We start from the raw sequence: 18,218 nt of genomic DNA, 5'->3' as shown, positions 1-18,218 counted from the left end.
CAAAATCAAGAAAGTGCAGGTCGGGCGGGGTGTGGAGTGGTAGGGCGCCCGGGGCTCGAACCCGGAACCTACGGATTAAAAGCCGCAGTTCTCAATGCCGCCCACTATCGAATCGTGTCCTCTTGTGTCGCGATGTCATGCATTGCCCGCGCTCAATATGTCCGGGAATGCCGCCCGGTGTCATGCCGGATGAGGTGCCGATGAGCATCCGACGAGCTTCCGTACAACGGTTGGCATCCCTTGACCATGCGCACTCTTCGGCTGGCTGGGCAGTGTGGCTCCGTGCAGCTCGCTGGCGCGGACCGCTGGTCAATAGGCATGGAATCGCCGGTTACTCGGCTGCGAGGCCTGCGTCGTTGAGCCGCTTGATGAGGCTGGGCTTGCCCTGGTGTCGTTCCCGGAGGTGGGTGAGGCGCTGGGTGAAGGCGCCGGCGTGCTCGTCGCGGAGGGCCAGGGCGTGCAGGTCACGAAGGAGTTCGACGGCCAGGTCGTATTCGCGGGGCTTCTTGGTGCCGATGGAGGTCTCCACCACGTCCCACGCGGCGTCGAGATCCTGGGCGAGCCGGTTCAGGCGCAGTTCCCTGGCTTGTCGTCGCTCCTGTTCCCTGCGGGCCTGCTCTTCGGCGCGCTGGGCGGCTTCCTGCTGCTCGCGTACGTGGCGGCGGGCGGCGGCGTTGTCCAGAAGTTCGGCGACCGTCCGCCCCGTCTCCGTCTTCTGGCCGGTGGTTTCGCCGCCGAACTCGCGCAGCAGTTCCCAGCGGACGCTCGCGGCGTCCTCCTTGATCACCCGCAGCAGCAGCGCGTCCTTGCGTTTGGCGGGCAGAGCGCCGATCCAGGCAGTCAGGGCCTTCCAGTCGTGCTGTACGGGTCGCGCCGGCGGGCTGGCTTCGGCGGCGGCCGCGAGCAGGTCGTGGTCCAGGCGCAGGAAGTCGGCCAGGGCCCGTTGCGGCGCGCTGAGCGAACCCAGCCCCGGCGGGACGGGCGGCTCCAGCGCGTCCTCTTCCTCGTAGTCGAAGGCGTCCTCGTCACGCTCCCATGTCCCATACGCCGACAACCAGGCCAGATAGAGCGGCCGCAGGTCACCGGCGGCCAGCTCGGCGCGGATGCCGACGATGGCCGACAGCGAGCGTTCGACGTCGTCTTCCCAATACTCCTCCTCTGCCTCGCTGGTGAAGTCGAGGACGAGGTGTCCGCCGCTGGTCCAGGCGGTGACCTGCTCGCCCACGCAGTAGCGCTGGGCCTGCTTGGGGTCGAGCACGGCCTTGGGCAGGCGCAGCATGATCCGGTGAGTGCCCCAGTTGGCCAGATACAGGTGGGCGTCGTAGTAACGCTCCATCAGGCGGGCCGGGTCGCCGCGGAAGTCGCCCCAGTGGTACTCGTTGGTGAAGCTGGTGGCGGTGATGTGGGCCCGGGTGGACAGGGCACGCACCTCGGCCTGCTGCTGGTCGGTGAGCGGCCGGTCGACGGCCAGGAACTTGTAGTACTGGTATTCGCTCATGCTGTCACCCGGCCCAGCGGCGGAACGCGTGGATCCATTCGGTCCCGGCCGGTGGCGGGTCGGGCTGCGGCAGATCGAGGACGCCGATCGCCTGCTTGATCAGCTCATCCAGATGATCGTCAGAGGGGCGGCGAGTCACAGCAGCACACGATACTCCCGCGAGGAACCCTGGCGATCACGCTTGAGCAGAGGGCATGCTGGACCGTCAGGGCTGCGCCGGGGTGATGTCGGTGTGCGGGAAGTCCTCGCCTTTGAAGAGCAGGGGTTGGTCGAGGTCCTTGGCGAGGGCGTAGGCGAAGCAGTCGCCCATGTTGAGTTTGGCCTTGGAGTTGTTGCCCTTGCCGTAGGTCTGGTATGCCCGGCGCGCGATCCTGGCCTGATGGGGTGTTACCGGCTCGATGATGAGGCCCATCTCGTCAACGAGCGTGTCGAAGGCGTTGCGCATGGCCTCACCACGGTTGTCCGCCACGATGGCCGCTTCGACGTAGTTGACGGCCGAGATGCGACACACGTTTGCGGCGATGGTGTGAGCGAATGGGATGGCCTCTGGCTCGCCGTTGATGACGGCAATGATGGCGCTGGAGTCGATGATCACGCGGGAAGGCCGGTGTCCGGGTCGTACAGATCTTCAACGGACAGTCGGTCTCGACCGAGGTGGGTCCGCATGCCCGCGGCAACGCTCAGAATGCGTTCGGCCCTGCCGGCGGCTTCGGAGCGGCGTTCCAGCGCATCCAGGCGGCGTTCGAGCACTTGAGCGGCATGCTGGGTTTCCTCGGCCAGCCGGATGACCCGGCGGGCGAGATCATGAATGGGCTCGTGTTCGAGGTCCACGCTCACCGTCGCTCGACTCCCTCCGTCGCGGCGCCTGAGTTGCACCTCCAGCGTAGCCGGTGGCCGAGCCTTACTCGCGTCGTTGGGCAGCATCCGTCCGCGTCGCAAGGTTCTCGTCGAGTCAGGGGTTTCCGCCGTCAGTTCTGCGGTGAAACGCACCGCGATCTGGTCATGGCCCGGCACCGTGGTGGCACCACCGTCTGGTGATCGGATGAGCCTGGCTCATAGCTGCCGTCCACGGCTGGAATCTGAGGGTGGCGCTGCTGGCGGCCCAGATCTTATCCACGTATGGGTCGCTCGGCCCCCGGTGTTTCGTCATTCCCACCACCCGGCCGACGCCGAGCCCGGAACGAGACATTTGCAGACGCGGTCAGCGGCGTCGCAGTGACGGGTCGAGCCCGCTCGTCGGAGGTGCGGCACTTCACCGCAGCACACGATGCTCCCTCCGAGAACCCGGCGGTGACCGCTAAGGGCCCCAGAAGAATAACTTGCTGGTTCGCAACCGCATGCCCTGGAGATACGTCGCCGAAACCGACGATCTATTGATCGACGGGCCCTATGGCGGCGCGGAGCCCAGGTCGGCGATCAGCTCGGGGAGGACGAGTTCCTCCTCCACCCGTACGCCGCGTCGTGCCATCGCCGAGGCCAGTTCCGGATCCCACGGTGACGGGCACGGGCCGCCGGTGAGCGGCGCAGCCGAAGGCACCGCCGCGTAAGAGGCGGCATCGAAGCGCCATGGCGCGAAGCCCATACGCTCGTGAACGGCGGCGGCGATGGCGAGCCCGCCCCAGTCGAAGTCCCCGTGGTAGGCGAACTCTGCGCCGCCACGGGCCAGGAGCTCCAGGAGCCGCCACACTGCGGCCGAGGGCCGGCCGCCGCAGCAGACCAGGGGTGGGCAGGCGGGCCCGAGTTCGTCGGCGGCCGCGGCGACCACCACGGGGTTCTCACAGATTCTGACCAGGCCGGCTGGGATCGGCGGCTCGTGGCGGCGGAGCTGGCGCAGGGTCAGCACGCACGGTTCGCCGGCCGCCTTGGCGGCGCTGAGCATGCGCCCGGTGGGGGTGTGGCCGTCGCCCGGCAGACCCAGGCAGAGCACGAGGGAGGACAGGTCGTCGACATGGACGCCGACCGCGGCCCACGCCGCCCGGCGGGCGTCCGCGCCGCCCTCGCCCGCGTACGGCAGCCCGGCCAGCGCGCGGACGGCGGACAGGCCCAGGGTCGCCAGCGGCCGTCCCTCGTCCAGGGCATGCGCATCGCCGCAGGTTTCGGCTGCGAGCCGGCCCAGGGGCAGGCCTGGCGAGGGTAGCCGGGCCAGAACGGCGGCCAGCCGGTCGAGCGACGTTCGCGCCTCGTCGGCCGTGGCAGTGAGCCTTCGCACCACCCCGGTGCTCTCCAGCCAGGAGCGCCATCCGGCCAGCTCGGAACGGTCGGCGACGAGGGCGTCGAGCCGCGCGAAGGCGCGCTTCCAGGCCGCCGCCTGCGCCGCGTTCTCACCGGCCAGGTCACGGATCGGGCCGCGCAGTCGTACGACGGCCTCGCGCAGCCCGCCGTCGGTCACGCCGCTGTCGCGCAGCATCCGGTCCACGTCGTCCAGGGACACCGACAGGGACGCGCCCGCTCCCGCCCGGCGGCCGAGCAGCACCTCGATCGCGCGGCGCTGGCCGGGGGTCGCGGTCGCCAGCGTCACCGTGCCGGTGGGCGGCCGGCCCTGTTCCAGGCGGCGGTGTACCCGGTCGACCAGCCAGGCGGTCTCCTCGCCGCCCAGCAGCCGCCGCAGCCGTTCCTCTGCCCCGCTCATCCGAACAGGCCGTCCTGCCGGGTGGCGGCCGGGGCGGCGGGCGCGGGCACCGCGACGGCCGGGCGCTCGGCCCGCCGCCGCTCGCGCCCGTCCCACCGCCAGGGCGTGACCAGCACCGCGTCGATGCCGTCGCGCCGCGAGAGCTGGCAGATCGCCAGCCCGGGCACTTGCGGGTAACAACCCCACTCGCGTTCGCTGGTCATCACCACGTCCATGTCGAAGGTGGCCAGCAGGCCCAGGCACTTGGCCCGGGAGTCGTCGTCCACCCCGGCGAACGCCTCGTCCAGGGCGACCAGCCGGGGCGCGTACGGGTTGCCCGCCGACTTGTAGTGGGCCGAGGCCGCGGCGAACAGCGGCACGGAAGCGGCCAGCACCCGCTCGCCGCCCGAGGCGGGACCGGTCGCGGCCCGCCACTGCCCGTCCTGCTGTCGCTGGATCGCGAACTCGTGCCAGGCCCGGTAGTCCAGAGCCTTGGTCAGCGCCTCGGTCCAGCCCGCGGCCGGGTTGTCGGCGTGCTCGCGGGCGATCCGCTCCTGCAGGAACGCGCCCACCGTGGACCGGTCGGCGACGGACCAGGCGTCCACGGTCTGCCGGAGTTTGTCCCTGATCCGATCCAGCCCATCCGGGGCCTTCTTGCCCGTCTTCCAGAGCAGGCGCAGGCGCATGCCGGTGGACGTGGGGCGGGACTCCAGCTCGGAGTTCATCTCCCGAACCTCGGACTCGGCCGCGGCGATCAGCTCGTGCAGCGTTCCGGCGACCTCGTTGAGCAGGTGGTTCTCCAGGATCTCGCGTTCCTTGGCCGACAACAGCCTGGCCCGGTGCCCAGTCTCCTCCGCCAGCGCTGCGGCCAGCCCGGGAACGTCCCTGCTGCGTCCCTGGAAGACCACGTCCACGATCATCACTCCGTCGTGCAGGGTCAGCCCGACGGAGTGTCCGTGCCTGGCCATGGCGTCGGACAGGAGTTTGTGCTCCTCGGCCACCTTCTTCTGGACCCGGTCCCAAGGGCCGTCGCCGTCGTCGACGGCGTCGAGTTCGGCATTGACCGTGCGGGCCAGGAGCACGGCGGGCGTGGCGGCCCACTCGCCCTCGGCGCCGGGTACGTCCAGGTCGGCGAGCGCGACGTTCAACAGGCCCGTGGCGGCGAACGCCCGGAACTCGCCCACGGCGGCCTCGCGCGTCCCGGACGCCTCCTGGATCTGCTCGCGCAGGTTGCCTAGCTCGCCCTCGGCCTTGCCGCGTTCCTGCAGGGCGCCCTGCTCGCGGCGGCGGGCGGCCCGCTCGGCGCTTTCGCGCTCGCGCAGTTCCTGCTCCACCTGGTTGAGCCGCCGGAACAGCTCATCGACGGCGGCACCGGCGGTCTCGGCCAGCGCCCGGTAGGTCTCGCCGGCGGCGTCGGCCTCGGCCCGCGTCGTCGCCGCCAGCTCGGCGGCGGCCTCAAGCTGCTGCCGGGTACGGCCGAGATCCTCCTCGGCCTCCGCGACCGCTTCCTGCGCGTTCCGGAACGCCTGCGCCGCGGGCCACAACCGGGCCAGCGCCAGCCGGTAGTCGGCGATCGCGGCCTTGACCTCGCCCAGCGCGGCAGGCTCGGCGGGCAGGCCGACGTCAGCGGCGAACTCCCCGGCCCGATCGGCCGCGGCCCGCACTTCGTCCTGCCGCTCCCGCAGCACCTGGGCCGCGGCGGCGTGGTCGGCGTCCAGGTGGCGGAGCCGTTCGTGTTCGGTGGCGAGCTTGACGTACGCCTCGCGCAGCGGCAGATCCGGCGGCAGCGCGCGATGTTCGGCGGCGAGCGTGTCCCGCCGCGAGCCGAGCGCGGCGAGATCGGCGCGCAGGCCGTCGATTCGCCGCTTGACCTGGTCCAGCTCGGCGCGCAGGACCGCCAGCCGGGCGCGCCGGGCAGCCTCTCTGGCGCCCTCGCCGATGTGATGGGCCTCGTCCTTGCGCCAGGACCCGGCCAGCACGCCGTTGGCCCACCGGCCGTCCACGGCCACCCATGCCCCGTCGCCGGCTCCGAGCCCGATGCCGTCAAGGACGGACTGGACGGCGGCGTCGGACAACGCCGCGGCCTGGGGATCGGCGCGGTCCACGGCCGGACGCAGCACGGCCGAGCAGGACGGTCCGGCCGAGGGCGGGGCGGCCACGATGACGCTGTCGTCCGCGGCGAGCAGCGTCCCGTCCGGCTGTACCCAGGAGTCGAGGATGCCCGCGGCCTCCAGCGCGGCCTCCAGCCCGGCCCGATGATCGGCGGGCACCTCGTCGGCGAAGTCGACCACCTTCCAGAGTGGGGCGCCGGGACGGCCGAGGCGGGCGGCGAGGTCGCGGGTGTGCGGGGCCGGGGGCGCGTCGTGCTCGCCGGCCTCCAGCCGCGCGATCTCCTCCGCCAGGCTCGTAGCGGTCTGCCCGGCCGCGCGCAGTTCGGCGTCCAGCTCGGCTCCCAACCGGCCCAGGGCGTCGGTGGCCGCCCTGCTCGCCTCGTCCACGGCGGCCGCGGCCGGGTTGGGGCCCTCGGCCGAGACCGCCCAGGTCTCCAGTGCGGCGAGCAGGTCGTCGGGGTCGTCCAGCCGCAACTCGCTCAGCTCGGCCAGGTAGAGGGTGTAGTCCTGGATCAGCGCGGCGCCCGCCGTGCCCGCCGCCCGCTCCGCGTCGCTGATCCGCTGGGCGGCGGCCTGCTGCTCCCCGGTCAGCCGGTCCACCTCGGAGCGTGCCGCCGCCAGCCGGGTTCGGGCCGTGTGCACGGCGCCGATCAGCCGTTCCAGCTCGCCGATCGCCCGCTCCTGGCGTTCGGCGAGGGCCTCGGCCGCGCGCCGCGGCTGCTCGGGCCGCTCCGGGAGGTCCTGCCAGTTCGTGACGGCGAGATGATCGCGCTCGCACCGTGCCGCGCGGGCGGCCGTGACGGCCGCCCGCCTGGTCTCGTCGAGGTCGCGGCCCGCCGCGCCGGCCTTGCCACGGGCGGCCTCGGCCCGCTGCCCGCGGCGCCGGGTCTCCCCGGTCAGGCGCTCGCGTTCCCGCTCGTAGCGCTGCGCGTCATCGGCCCGCCGCCGGGCCTCCTCGCCGGTCTGCTTGAGCCGTTCGGCGTCACGCATCTCGGGGCTCTGCTGCAGCGCCTCCCTGCGTGCCTCCAGCAGGTTACGCCGCTTCTCCAGCTCCTCCAGCAGGTCTTGGGCGGCGGCCAGCTCCGCCTCAGCCGCCGCGTGGCGGCCCTCGGCCTCGCTCAGATTACGCCCCAGGTGTTCGTAGCGGCTGTGCGCCACCCGCAGGACGGCGGCCTTGCGCTTGGCCGCGATCGCCGCGTACCGGCGGTAATGGACGAGGAAGTCGCCCGCGGCCCTGTGCGCCTCCTGCAGCCCGCGCAGCGCGTCGCGCTCCTCGTCCAGGCCGCGGAACGCGTCGGCGACCGTGGCGATCAGCGCGGGGCTGAGCGGCGGCAGCGCCTCGGTGAGGGCGCGCGAAAGCAGCTTCTCGTCCGGCTTCTTCGACAACTGCGGCTGGCGCAACTGGATGAGGAGGTTCACCAGCGCCTCGTACCGGTGCTCCCCGAGCCCGAACAGCGCCTCGTCCACGGCCCTGCGATAGTCGGAGGCCCGGTCGTAAACCATGCCGTCGCCCTCGACGGCCTCGCGCAGCTTCTCCCTGGTGAGCACCACTCCGGTGGGAGAGAGCAGATGGAGCTCCGCGCCGACGCGCCGCGGGGTGAGGAAGAACCAGTGCCGGACGATGCCGCGGTCCTTGACCGCCTTCAACCCGCAGCCGATCGTCCGGAACTCCTCGGTGCCGTCGGCGCCCCGGCGGCCGAACTCCATCCACGCGTAGCCCAGCCGCTCGGGATGCGGGTGCCGGCCGCCCAGCAGCAGGTTCCACTCCATCCGCTTCTGCCGGTCGCCGTCGGGCTCGACCCGGTGCGGAGCGAGCTCGCCGTCGAGCAGGAACGGCAGCGTCAGGGCCAGCACCTTGGACTTGCCGGTGCCGTTGTTGCCGCGCAGCAGGAGCCGGCCGTCGTGGAAATGGAACTCCTCCACGTCGTAGTAGAAGAGGTCCACGAGTCCGGCACGCAGCGGCTTCCAGCGCTCGGAGGTCGGGGAAGGCAGCATCACTGTCCTTTGATGACGGGTTCGTCCAGTGCGTAACGGGCGATGGCGGGAAGTCCCACGGCCGACCCCTCCTCCAGGCGGACCAGCCGCAGCGCGGTGAGCTTGGCCAGCGCCGTCGACAGCAGCCCGTCCTCGGCGCCCGGCTCGGTCACGCCCCTGCGCCAGAAGGAGGCGTGCGCGCGGGCGGCCTCCTGGACGAACGCCCTCAGCTCCTCCAGCGGCACCTCCCCGCGGGTTGCCAGGTGCTCGGCGACCAGCAGCGTCACATGCCCGTCGGTACGCTGCTCCGGCATGCGGACGTCGGTCAGCTCGTCGTCGGGGTCGACCATCGCGATGCCCTCCGCGCGTACCTCGGCCACCAGCCCGGTCGCCTCCTCGATCCGCCGGACGACGGCGTGCCGCTGCGAGGCCAGGTAGGCGCGCTCAGCCTCGTCCAGGTCGGCGTAGTAGATCACCGGATCCTCCAGCAGCCTGCGGGTCAGCCCACGCCGCAGCGCCTGGTTACGCAGGTCGTCGGTGTCGGCGACCGGCTCCGCGATCAGCTCGGCCAGCCGTTCCTCAAAGGAGTCCGCAGTGATCGTGGAGGGTCCCCGCGTGCCGGTGAGCAGCGCGGCCAGCACCGGTCTGCGCACGTCGTACAGCACGTCGCCGGTGGCGCTCAGGTACGCCTCCTCGTCGCCGGCGACCCTGCGCAGCACGCCCCAGTCGAGCAGCATGCGCACCACCGCCACCAGGTCGGCCCGCTCGGCCCGGCTGTCCAGGGTGAAGACGAAGTCCAGCTCCGGCTCGGCCGCGGCCGCCAGCACCTCCTCGGCCAGCCGGCCCAGCGTGGTCTGCGCGTCGGCCCGCTCCAGCATGGCCAGTGCCAGGCAGAGCAGTACGTAGCGGCGTCGGCCGTACGGTTCTGCCGCCTTGCCCCGCGCCGGGTGCGTCCCGTCCCGAGGGTCGGAGGCGGTCTTGAACAGCCGGGCCGCCCCCGCGTCCACCAGCAGCCGCCAGCCGGTCTCGCGCGTCAGCCAGCTACGCAGCTCGGTCAGATGGCGGCGGACCAGCACCAGCGCCTCGGCGTCGCGCTCGGCCGTCAGCAGGGGCCTGGCCAGCAGCGCGCGCAACGCCGCCCGCCGCTGAGCCCGCTCCTCCTCCAGGGTCACGGCGCCACCGCCATCAGATCGACGATCTCGACCATGTGCTCCGGCCCGGTGAGCACGCCGTCCTCGGTGCGGATCTCCACCTCGCCACCGTCGGGGACGAGAGCCAGCCGGACTTCCATAGAGCCGTCAGCGGTCACCGTCTTCACTTCCGTCTCCCAGGGGCGCCGGGCCGCCAGCGCGTCCCCCAGCAGCCCTAGGAACAGCCGGAACGCCTGCGGATCGAGCACATCCAGCTCCGAGAGCAGCATCGGGCCGTCGGTGCGCAGCGCCGCACGTGCCGCGGCCGTCTCGGCCGCCTCCCGCTCGGCCTGCTCCAGCAGCAGCCTCCTGGCCTGGCTGCGGTCGGCCACCCGGTTGGGCTTGCCGCGCCGCTCATAGGATCCGGTACGCCGGAGCTGCGGCGAGATGGTGATCGGCGGCGCCTCCTGCCACGAGGTCCCGGCCGTCACCTCCCGCCACTCCTCCAAGGTCGCCGCCGTGACCGTCAGGTGCCGCGCGGAGGCCAGCCCGAACGCCGCCCGCCACAGCCGGTGCGTCGCCTCCTCGTCGGGAGCCTCGGCGAACCAGCGGGCCAGGGCTCGGAAGTCGGCCGACCGATCCGACCGTCCGGACCGCCGCTCGTTGAGCAGCCCGACGGCGTCGATGAGCTGCTTGATCGCCGTGATCGCCGCCTGGCGCAGCAGCCGCGCCTGCGACGGCCGCTCCACTCCGGCGGAGATGAACCAGTCCTGCAGGCCGCGCCAGCGGTTCAGCCACGACTCGAACGCGCGCCTCTCAGCCCTCCCGTACGCCTCCGCCGCGTCCTCCCCGTCGGGCACCGCGTCAGCCGCCTCCCGGCGCGCGGCCAGCCGCAGCAGACCCTCATGCCCGCACCCCTCCAGCTCCGACAGCAGCCTGGCGATCCGCGCCCCGGAGTTGGCCAGGTCGGCGATGAAGCGGTTGATGTACTCGATCAACCGTTCCTTGTAGGCGACGAACCCCTCCACGTCGCCGTCGGAGAAGTCGATCGCGCGACGCAGCGAGGCCATGAACGCCTGGGCGTTGTCGGCCAGCGATGAGAACCGCTCGGTCAGCGAGAGCAGCAGCAGGTGGACCCTGGCCGGGTCGGGATCCGCATCCCGCGCCAGGACCGCCAGCGACTGCAGATGCTCGGCGATGTCGCCCAATGCCACCGACTGCAGCGCTCCGCGCTGCCCGATCGCCTCCTCGTAGAACGCGATCGCCTGCTCGGCCGCCTGCCCCGCCGGGGTGAGCTGGAACAGGAACCGCTTGCGGTGGAAGTCCTCCACGGACGTGACCCTGCCGGTGTCGGCGTCAGCCCGCAGGTTTCCCCACTCCCGCAGCTTGTCCAGCGCCTGCGACAGCGCGTCGTCGTTGTCCCTCCGCAACTCGGCGGCCACGTCCTCGGGCCGCAGGTGCACGATGAAACGTTCCTTCGCGCGCGCGAAGGCGCGCAGGACCTCCCGGTACAGGGCCGCGTTGGGAGCGCTCAGGTGCGCGAACGGCTGGTGCTCCTGAGACGGCAACGTCATATCGACAAGTCTCCATGTTTGTCAGGGGTGCTGCGTTCAACTCCCTCGCAAGAACACATGGATTGCAACAGAAGGTATCCGTGTAGGGACGTCCGGGTATATGTCTCAGATGCTCGGCAGCGGCGCGATCAACGAGGGGCGAATCTCGTGCCGCCCACGCGCCGCTGAGGCACAGCGCCTCCCTTGAACTGGATGGATGGGGTTTACAGCAGGCGCGGATACGAAGCGGAGTTTCGTTACCCGTGATCGGGTTCTGGATCGTTGAACAAGAATTCGGCTGCCTTGATCACGGGGTGGACGGACTCGAGGACGAGTGCTCGCTGGGCGGGGGTGTGCCGGCCGGAGTAGCCGGCGGTTGTCTGGTAGGACTCGTGGCCGGCGATCAGTTGCATGACTCCTGGGGCGACGCCGCCGTCGCGAAGCATGGTGATCATGGTGTGGCGAAGCGCGTGCGGGGTGATGTGTTTGGCCAGGCCGCGCTGGCGGGCGAGTTCGAGGGCGGGTTGGAGCACGGTGTTGCGCTGGTTGGCGTAGTCGATGTAGCGGCCTCCGCTGCCCTGGAAGAGGGGCTGGTCGGGGCGCTTACCGTCCGCGTGGCGTGCCAGAAGCATGGCCAGTTGGTGGCAGATGGGCACCTCGCGCTGCTTCTTGCCTTTCGGATAGGGCCTGAGCTGCCATTGCTTGCGGCCGGTCGTCTCGTTCAGCAGGTAGGCGTAGGTCTGGGTCACATGGATCAGGCCGCCGACCGGATCCAGGCCGGAGACATGAAGTCCGGCGATCTCGCCCCAGCGCAGGCCGGTGACCGTTTCGGTCAGGACGAACAAGGCGGTCTCGGGGTCGAGGTCGTGGACCGCCCGGAGGTAGACGCCCAGCTCGGGCCCGTACAAGATAGGCCGCGCGGTCACGGAGCCGGGCGGCAGGCGAAGGCCCTCGCAGGGAGAGGAGGCCAGCAGCGGTGGTTCACCGTCCTCCCCCTGTTGCGTGGCGGCTCGGAAGACCGGCTTGATCGCGCCTCGGTAGATCCGTTCCACGGTGGCCGGCGAGAGCGTCCTCGGGCTTGGTGGTGCGGGTGTGGGCGAGCCTGCCTCCCGCCACTGCCGCAGCACGCCGGGCGGTACGCGTCCGGTCTTCTTGACCGTGATGTCGCGGCCCTGTGCCCATCGGCGTGCCGCCTGCTCATCCGAAAGGGGCCGGCTCGGCTGGTGCTCGTTGCGCGCGGATGGTTTGGTGAGCATCCATTCCACCCATTCCCGCAGCACACGACGAGTGACCCGATCCAGTGGCAGGTGCCCGAAGAACGGAAAGACGTGCCGCTCCGCCTCGGCCAGATAGTCCAGGCGCTGGGTGGGGGCGGCGCCGAGCCGGGTGACGTAGTTGTGGCGGGCGTACTGCTCGAAGGTCGGCATGTCCGTATCGAGGATGCCGTCGAAGTGCGGGTCCCTGATGCCATGACAGCCCTTGGGGTAGCCGTGCGGCCGGTTCTCTCCGCTGAGCTCGACCAAGGCCGCGAAGTCTTCGGCGATCTGCCGTTCATAGCACGTCTCGAAGTCTTCCTTGCCGCTCCTGCCCCCGCCGATGCGCCACTTCACCAGCCATGATGTCGCGCCGTTCTTAGCCTTACGCTCGCTCGATGATCCGCGCCATGTTGCTCCTCCCCGCGTTCCCGCGGACGCATGGTGGCGGAGAGCGCAGGAGGGGAGCGGCTATGACGCGCGTCGACAAGAGGACTTTCACCAGCGCATGGTGAGATGCGGGAACATAGGGGGAACATGATCTTCGAGGCGGTCTCACCAGGCCGTGGCGCCATGCCGACAAAGCGCTTTCGACCTGCGGTGATGTGTGGTAGGGCGCCCGGGGCTCGAACCCGGAACCTACGGATTAAAAGTCCGCAGCTCTGCCAATTGAGCTAACGCCCCTAGCAACAGCAAGGGTACAGAGATTACCGCGCTGTCCGCGACGCCACCATCACCGGTAAGCCGCCAGCCCGGTCAGCGCCTCTCCCAGCACCAGGGTGTGGATCTCCTGGGTGCCTTCATAGGTCAGCACGCTTTCCAGGTTGTTCATGTGCCTGATCACAGGGTACTCCAGGGTGATCCCGTTGCCGCCCAGGATGGAGCGGGCCTGGCGGGCGATGTCGAGGGCGGCGCGTACGTTCGCCAGCTTGCCGAAGCTGATCTGCCGGGGCTCCAGGGTGCCGGCGTCCTTGAGGCGGCCGAGGTGGAGTGCGGTGAGGCCGGCCTGGGCGAGGCCGACGTACATCCAGGCGAGTTTCTCCTGGGTGAGCTGGAACGCGCCGATCGGCTTGTCGAACTGGACGCGGGTCTTGGCGTAGTCGACGGCGGCCTCGAGGCAGGCGCGGGCGGCGCCGGTGACGCCCCAGACGATGCCGTACCGGGCCTCCGACAGGCAGGAGAGCGGGCCGCGCAGGCCCGTGACGCCGGGCAGGACGGCGGAGGCGGGCAGGCGTACGTCGTCGAAGTAGAGGGAGGAGGTGACGGACGCCCTCAGGGACATCTTCTTGTGGATCTCAGGGGCGCTGAAGCCGGGGGTGCCGGCGGGGACGACGAAGCCGCGTACGCCGTCGTCGGTCTGCGCCCAGACGACGGCCACGTCCGCGATGGAGCCGTTGGTGATCCACATCTTGGAGCCGTTGAGAATCCAGTCGGAGCCGTCCTTCTTCGCGTACGTGCGCATGCCGGCCGGGTCGGAGCCGTGGTCGGGCTCGGTGAGGCCGAAGCAGCCGATGGCCTGACCGGCGGCCATGCGCGGCAGCCATTCCTCCTTCTGCTCGTCGGAGCCGTACTTCCAGATGGGGAACATGGCGAGCGAGCCCTGTACGGACACGAACGAGCGCAGCCCGGAGTCGCCGGCTTCGAGCTCGCGGCAGGCGACGCCGTAGGAGGTGGCGTCGGTGCCGGCGCAGCCGTACCCCTGGAGGTGCATGCCGAGCAGGCCGAGCGAGCCGAGCTCCGGCGCGAGCTCGCGCGCGGGGAAGACGGCCTCCTCGAACCAGTCTCCGACGTGCGGAAGGACGCGGTCGGCGACGAAGGACCTGACGGTGTCGCGGATCAGCCGCTGGTCGGCGTCGAGCTCGTCGTCCAGGCGCAGCAGGTCGTCCATCGCGGGGCCCTCTCCCTCGGCTAGGGGACTACCAGGGTTCTACCAGGGCCAATCCTGATGTGCGAACACCAGGGCGCCGGGCAGTCTTGAGGCATGAGCGAATACAACGTCAAGAAGCTGCGCAGGACTCACAAGGGCCGGATCATCGCGGGCGTCTGCTCGGGCATCGGCGAGTACGTCGGGATCGACGCGAACCTCGTGCGGATCGGCCTCGCGATCGCGACGCTGTTCGGCGGGCTGGGCGTCGGCGTCTACGCGATCGGCTGGCTGCTCATGCCGGACGAGGAGCACGACACCTCGATCGTCCAGGACCTCATCGCCAAGCAGCAGCAGAGCAAATCGACGACCGACTGGAGCGGCGAGCACAAGCCGCAGCCGTGATCAGGCGGTGGCCTGGGCGCGTACCCGGCCCTTGCCACGGGACTCGGCCCACACCAGAGAGAGCGCGGCGGCGCTGACCACCCCGGCGACCCCCGCCATGGCGACCACAGGCTCAGGGCCGAGTCTCTCGGCGGCGAACCCGCCCACCAGGATCCCCACCCCCTGGACGGCCATCAGCCCCGACTGCACGAGGCCGAACGCCTGACCGCGACGTTCGGCCGGTACGTGCTGCACGAAAGCGGCATTGGCGGCGAGCTGGTACGCCCCGCCGATCCCCGACAGAACCCACGCGACGAGCACGACGGCCAGCGGCGGCTTGATCGCGGTGATGATGAGCGGCGCGCAGCTCAGGATGGCCATCCACCCCATGAGCCGCAGCCGCCGCGCAGGTGAGACGAACCTGCTGAAAAGGAACGCCCCCACGACCGTCCCCGCGGGCATGGCGGCCATGAGCAGCCCGGTGATCACGGGTGCGGGCAGGTCGTCGGTGGCGAGCCGGGCCGCATAGGGGGCGGCGATGCCCTCGGGCAGGATGTAGAAGCCGCACAGCCAGGCGAACAGGACGAGCGTCCGCAACTGCCGCGAGCCGAACACCAGCCGGGCGCCGCTCGCGGTCATGTGCCACATGGACGGCTTGGCGCCGTCGGTGTGGGGGGCGGAACGGCGGCGGACGCCGGAGACGATGATCAGCGCGGAGCCGAGGAAGGTGGCCGCGTCGAGGGCCAGCGCGCGGTAGGGGCCCATGCCGGCGATGAGCGCTCCGCCGGCCGCGAAACCGAGCATCTGTACGGCCTGGTTCGTCATGTTCTGCAACGCCGAGCCGATGACGTACGCGTCGCCGTCGAGCACCTCGGGCAGCAGCGCCGCCCGCGCGGCCGAGAAGGGGGCGCTGAGCAGCACCACCAGGAACACCAGCGCGCACAGCGCCCAGAACGGCACGCCGGGGATCGCCATCACGGCCACCAGCGCCGCCCTGATGAGGTCGCAGGTCAGCATGACGCCGCGGCGCGCGAACCGGTCGGCCAGCCCGGCCAGCAGCGGCCCGCCGACGATGGAGGGCAGGTAGGTCAGCGCGTAGACGGCGGCGGTGGCGAGCGGGGAGCCGGTGCGATCGAAGACGAGTACGGCGAGCGCGACCTGGGCGAGCTGGTCGCCGAGGAGCGACAGGCCCTGGCCGTACCAGAGGGAGCGGAACTCCCGGATGGCGATGACTTCCCGATATGTGACTTGTGCTGCTTCTCCGGCACGGCGATGCCGTCCCGGGTGCCGTCGCGCCCGCATGGCCCCCATTGGACTCCGCTGTGCCTGACTCAGGGTGTTCGCTATGTCACCTAAGGTGCCCGACCGAGCCCGTCTGCCGCAACCGGAAGCAGCCAACCAAAAGCAAAGGGTTACCAGCCCAATTCGTGAAGGCGGGCGTCATCGATGCCGAAGTGATGCCCGACTTCATGGATGACCGTGATGCGGACCTCATCGATCACGTCCTGTTCCGAGTCGCAAATCTCACATATCGGATTGCGGTAGATCTCTATCCGGTCGGGCAGAACCGCTGAGTACCAGTCGCCGCGTTCGGTGAGGGGGACCCCGGTGTACAGGCCGAGCAGATCAGGCTCAGGCGCATCATCGACGACGGTGACGACGACGTTGCTCATGGCACGGGTGAGGTCGGTGGGGATCGTGTCCAATGCCTCGGCCACGAGTTCCTCGAATCTCTGCCGCGATACCTCGATCACACTTGCCATTCTGCCCCGTCGTTCAGGTAAGCAAGAATCTGTATGAAGTTCGTGCAGAGGTCAAAGGTCATTCTCCGGTCACGAGCCGCAAAGGCCGTGGTCGTCCTCTTCGTGGCCGCGGTGGGCGCGTGGCTCGGGATCTTCCTCAGCGGCACCGTGACCACGCAGGTGGGCCCGGTGGAGACCGGCATGTCCCTGCGTCCCGCCTGGCACGGCGAGACCGTCGTGGACGCCAGCCCGCTCGGCACCCTCACCTTCCGCACCCACAGTGCGCCCCTGCGGTTGCGCATCACGCTCGAGAACATCGACCAGGAGCGCGCCAAGGCCCTCATCGAGGACCCCCGGCTGGCCGACCGCCTGCCCGGGATCATCGAGGAGGATCTCCTCGGCGGCGTGCGCGCCCTCCTCGTCCGCTCGCTGCTGTGTGCGGGGGCCGGGGCCCTCGTCGCCGTCCTGCTCGTCCATCGGCGCCCCAGAGTGGCCCTGATGGGCCTTCTGGCGGCCTCTGTGGCCCTTTCCGCCACGGGAGTGCTGGCGGTCCTCACGTTCCGCCCCAACTCGCTCGTGGAGCCGCGCTACTCGGGTCTGGTGGCCGCGGCGCCGTCGCTGGTCGGCAGCGCGGAGTCGATCGTGACGCGTTTCGAGTCGTATCGGTCGCAGCTCACCAAACTCGTGACGAACGTCTCGAAGCTCTACGAAACGGTCTCCACCCTGCCCCTGTACGAGGCCGACCCCAAGACCATCAGGGTCCTGCACGTCAGCGACATCCACATCAACCCCATCGCCTGGAACGTCATCCGCTCGCTCAAGGACCAGTTCGCCGTCGACATGATCATCGACACGGGCGACATCTCCGACCACGGCACCAAGGCGGAGAACAAGTTCGTGGACGAGATCAGCGGGCTCAAGGTCCCGTACGTGTACGTACGCGGCAACCACGACTCGATGACGACCCAGAAGGCCGTGGCCAAGCAGAAGAACGCCATCGTCCTCGACGACAGCAGCAAGGAGGTCGCCGGCCTGACCATCTACGGCCTCGGCGACCCCCGCTTCACCCCGGACAAGACCACCGACGCCTACTCGAACCCCCAGGCACTCGGCGAATTCGCCCGAGCCCACCTCGGCAAGGTGGGCAAACCCGACCTGATCGCCGTACACGACCCCGACGTCGCCCGCGGCTTCACCGGCCTCACCCCCATGATCCTGTCCGGGCACACCCACGCCCGCCGCACGAACATGCTCCCGACCGGCACCCGCATCCTCATCCAGGGCTCCACCGGCGGCGCCGGCCTGCGCGCGCTCGAACACGCCCAGCCCACCCCCGTCCAGGCGTCCGTCCTGTACTTCGACAAGGAGACCAGACGCCTGCGGGCCTGGGACGACATCACGCTCGGCGGGCTCGGCGAGCAGTCGGTGTACATCCAGCGTCACGTGGAGCCCGACCCGCAACGTATGATTTCCCCGGAGCCAACGAACGCCCCGTCGCCAACGGGAACGATCACAGGCACCGGGTCATCGACCGCCGGTCCGCCACTTTGGCATCAGGGGCAATCGTCCCCTATGCTTCAGAGGTCTCCGACGGAAGGCGACAGGGAATCCTGAGCCCCCATCGTCTAGCGGCCTAGGACACCGCCCTTTCAAGGCGGCGGCACGGGTTCGAATCCCGTTGGGGGCACTGCGAGCGCCTAGCGCACCGCGAAACGGCTGGTCTCAAGACCACCGAAGAGCTGGTAAGCTAAGCGAGCGCAAACAGCAAGAAACGCAAGGTCCTGTAGAGCAGTTTGGAGTGCTCGCCACCCTGTCAAGGTGGAGGTCGCGGGTTCAAGTCCCGTCAGGACCGCTCTGGGTCAGGTAGCTCAGTTGGTACGAGCGTCCGCCTGAAAAGCGGAAGGTCGGCAGTTCGACCCTGCCCCTGACCACAAGACTTCACCAGCAAGAACGCCCCCGAACGGATCACCGTTCGGGGCTTTTTCATGTCCGCTGACAGCAACAGTGACAGCAACGCCCATGCCTCATATGGGGAGCGGGTAGAGTCCGGCACCAGAGAGTCCGGCACCAGAGAGTCCGGCACCAGAGAGTCCGGCACCAG

The 18,218-nt window shown here is 70.2% G+C and carries 14 protein-coding genes and 4 tRNA genes; 5 read left to right on the top strand and 13 right to left on the bottom strand.

What is annotated here, in order from left to right; all coding sequences use genetic code 11:
• Positions 1-331: 331 nt before the first annotated feature.
• From ACFFR3_RS43570 to ACFFR3_RS43520, 11 genes are all read right to left on the bottom strand, one after another.
• Complete coding sequence (locus ACFFR3_RS43570) at positions 332-1,498, bottom strand: hypothetical protein (protein ID WP_345391508.1); 1,167 nt, start codon at positions 1,496-1,498, stop codon at positions 332-334.
• Between the two features lie 4 nt (positions 1,499-1,502).
• The gene (locus tag ACFFR3_RS43565) at positions 1,503-1,637 is read right to left on the bottom strand and encodes a hypothetical protein (RefSeq protein WP_364384134.1); all 135 of its coding nucleotides are present in this window, start codon (positions 1,635-1,637) and stop codon (positions 1,503-1,505) included.
• A 66-nt stretch (positions 1,638-1,703) separates the two neighbouring features.
• On the bottom strand, positions 1,704-2,093 hold the full coding sequence (locus tag ACFFR3_RS43560) for a type II toxin-antitoxin system VapC family toxin (protein ID WP_020547379.1): 390 nt from the start codon (positions 2,091-2,093) through the stop codon (positions 1,704-1,706).
• A complete protein-coding gene (locus tag ACFFR3_RS43555; RefSeq protein WP_020547380.1) occupies positions 2,090-2,335 on the bottom strand; it encodes a hypothetical protein in 246 nt (81 codons plus the stop codon). The genes ACFFR3_RS43560 and ACFFR3_RS43555 overlap by 4 nt, the downstream gene beginning before the upstream one ends.
• A gap of 550 nt (positions 2,336-2,885) precedes the next feature.
• Positions 2,886-4,127, bottom strand: a complete 1,242-nt coding sequence (locus ACFFR3_RS43550; RefSeq protein WP_345391503.1) for a TIGR02679 family protein — start codon at positions 4,125-4,127, stop codon at positions 2,886-2,888.
• Positions 4,124-8,212 (bottom strand): TIGR02680 family protein, encoded by a 4,089-nt coding sequence (locus ACFFR3_RS43545; protein ID WP_345391500.1) that lies wholly within the window; start codon positions 8,210-8,212, stop codon positions 4,124-4,126. The genes ACFFR3_RS43550 and ACFFR3_RS43545 overlap by 4 nt, the downstream gene beginning before the upstream one ends.
• Positions 8,212-9,363 carry a TIGR02678 family protein gene (locus tag ACFFR3_RS43540; RefSeq protein WP_364384142.1) on the bottom strand — a complete coding sequence of 384 codons (1,152 nt, stop codon included), beginning with the start codon at positions 9,361-9,363 and terminating at the stop codon, positions 8,212-8,214. The genes ACFFR3_RS43545 and ACFFR3_RS43540 overlap by 1 nt, the downstream gene beginning before the upstream one ends.
• Complete coding sequence (locus tag ACFFR3_RS43535) at positions 9,360-10,895, bottom strand: TIGR02677 family protein (RefSeq protein ID WP_345391497.1); 1,536 nt, start codon at positions 10,893-10,895, stop codon at positions 9,360-9,362. Before ACFFR3_RS43535 ends, ACFFR3_RS43540 begins: the two co-directional genes overlap by 4 nt.
• A 236-nt stretch (positions 10,896-11,131) precedes the next feature.
• On the bottom strand, positions 11,132-12,484 hold the full coding sequence (locus ACFFR3_RS43530) for a tyrosine-type recombinase/integrase (protein ID WP_364384146.1): 1,353 nt from the start codon (positions 12,482-12,484) through the stop codon (positions 11,132-11,134).
• A 251-nt stretch (positions 12,485-12,735) separates the two neighbouring features.
• Positions 12,736-12,811: transfer RNA gene (locus ACFFR3_RS43525), tRNA-Lys, on the bottom strand.
• 49 nt (positions 12,812-12,860) lie between these two features.
• A complete protein-coding gene (locus ACFFR3_RS43520) occupies positions 12,861-14,015 on the bottom strand; it encodes an acyl-CoA dehydrogenase family protein (RefSeq protein ID WP_379485046.1) in 1,155 nt (384 codons plus the stop codon).
• 93 nt (positions 14,016-14,108) lie between these two features.
• Here ACFFR3_RS43520 and ACFFR3_RS43515 point away from each other — a divergent pair, with 93 nt between their 5' ends.
• Positions 14,109-14,396, top strand: coding sequence for a PspC domain-containing protein (locus tag ACFFR3_RS43515; RefSeq protein WP_345391491.1), 288 nt, complete (start codon positions 14,109-14,111; stop codon positions 14,394-14,396).
• On the opposite strand, the gene ACFFR3_RS43510 is transcribed toward ACFFR3_RS43515, so the two are convergent.
• Positions 14,397-15,677 (bottom strand): MFS transporter, encoded by a 1,281-nt coding sequence (locus tag ACFFR3_RS43510; RefSeq protein ID WP_345391488.1) that lies wholly within the window; start codon positions 15,675-15,677, stop codon positions 14,397-14,399.
• Between the two features lie 110 nt (positions 15,678-15,787).
• A complete protein-coding gene (locus ACFFR3_RS43505; RefSeq protein ID WP_379485045.1) occupies positions 15,788-16,138 on the bottom strand; it encodes a metallopeptidase family protein in 351 nt (116 codons plus the stop codon).
• Between the two features lie 87 nt (positions 16,139-16,225).
• Between ACFFR3_RS43505 and ACFFR3_RS43500 the strand changes: the two genes are divergently transcribed.
• The 4 genes from ACFFR3_RS43500 (at position 16,226) to ACFFR3_RS43485 (ending at position 18,048) form a co-directional block, all read left to right on the top strand.
• Complete coding sequence (locus tag ACFFR3_RS43500; RefSeq protein WP_364384154.1) at positions 16,226-17,731, top strand: metallophosphoesterase family protein; 1,506 nt, start codon at positions 16,226-16,228, stop codon at positions 17,729-17,731.
• A tRNA-Glu gene (locus tag ACFFR3_RS43495) sits at positions 17,732-17,804 on the top strand.
• A gap of 90 nt (positions 17,805-17,894) precedes the next feature.
• Positions 17,895-17,969 (top strand) — tRNA-Asp (locus ACFFR3_RS43490).
• Positions 17,970-17,974: 5 nt separating this feature from the next.
• Positions 17,975-18,048, top strand: a tRNA-Phe gene (locus ACFFR3_RS43485).
• Positions 18,049-18,218 lie beyond the last annotated feature (170 nt).

Origin of the sequence: Nonomuraea salmonea (assembly GCF_042428605.1) — a bacterium.
GTDB classification, from domain to species: domain Bacteria; phylum Actinomycetota; class Actinomycetes; order Streptosporangiales; family Streptosporangiaceae; genus Nonomuraea; species Nonomuraea salmonea.
Note: the sequence above shows the minus strand (reverse complement) of the source record. Positions and strands in the feature narration are given on the sequence as shown.

Excerpts from the sequence above, each read along its gene's own strand:
- ACFFR3_RS43520 (WP_379485046.1), bottom strand. The coding sequence starts at position 14,015 with ATGGACGACCTGCTGCGCCTGGACGACGAGCTCGACGCCGACCAGCGG.
- ACFFR3_RS43510 (WP_345391488.1), bottom strand. The coding sequence starts at position 15,677 with ATGCGGGCGCGACGGCACCCGGGACGGCATCGCCGTGCCGGAGAAGCA.
- ACFFR3_RS43550 (WP_345391503.1), bottom strand. The coding sequence starts at position 4,127 with ATGAGCGGGGCAGAGGAACGGCTGCGGCGGCTGCTGGGCGGCGAGGAG.
- ACFFR3_RS43505 (WP_379485045.1), bottom strand. The coding sequence starts at position 16,138 with ATGGCAAGTGTGATCGAGGTATCGCGGCAGAGATTCGAGGAACTCGTG.
- ACFFR3_RS43515 (WP_345391491.1), top strand. The coding sequence starts at position 14,109 with ATGAGCGAATACAACGTCAAGAAGCTGCGCAGGACTCACAAGGGCCGG.
- ACFFR3_RS43570 (WP_345391508.1), bottom strand. The coding sequence starts at position 1,498 with ATGAGCGAATACCAGTACTACAAGTTCCTGGCCGTCGACCGGCCGCTC.
- ACFFR3_RS43535 (WP_345391497.1), bottom strand. The coding sequence starts at position 10,895 with ATGACGTTGCCGTCTCAGGAGCACCAGCCGTTCGCGCACCTGAGCGCT.
- ACFFR3_RS43545 (WP_345391500.1), bottom strand. The coding sequence starts at position 8,212 with ATGCTGCCTTCCCCGACCTCCGAGCGCTGGAAGCCGCTGCGTGCCGGA.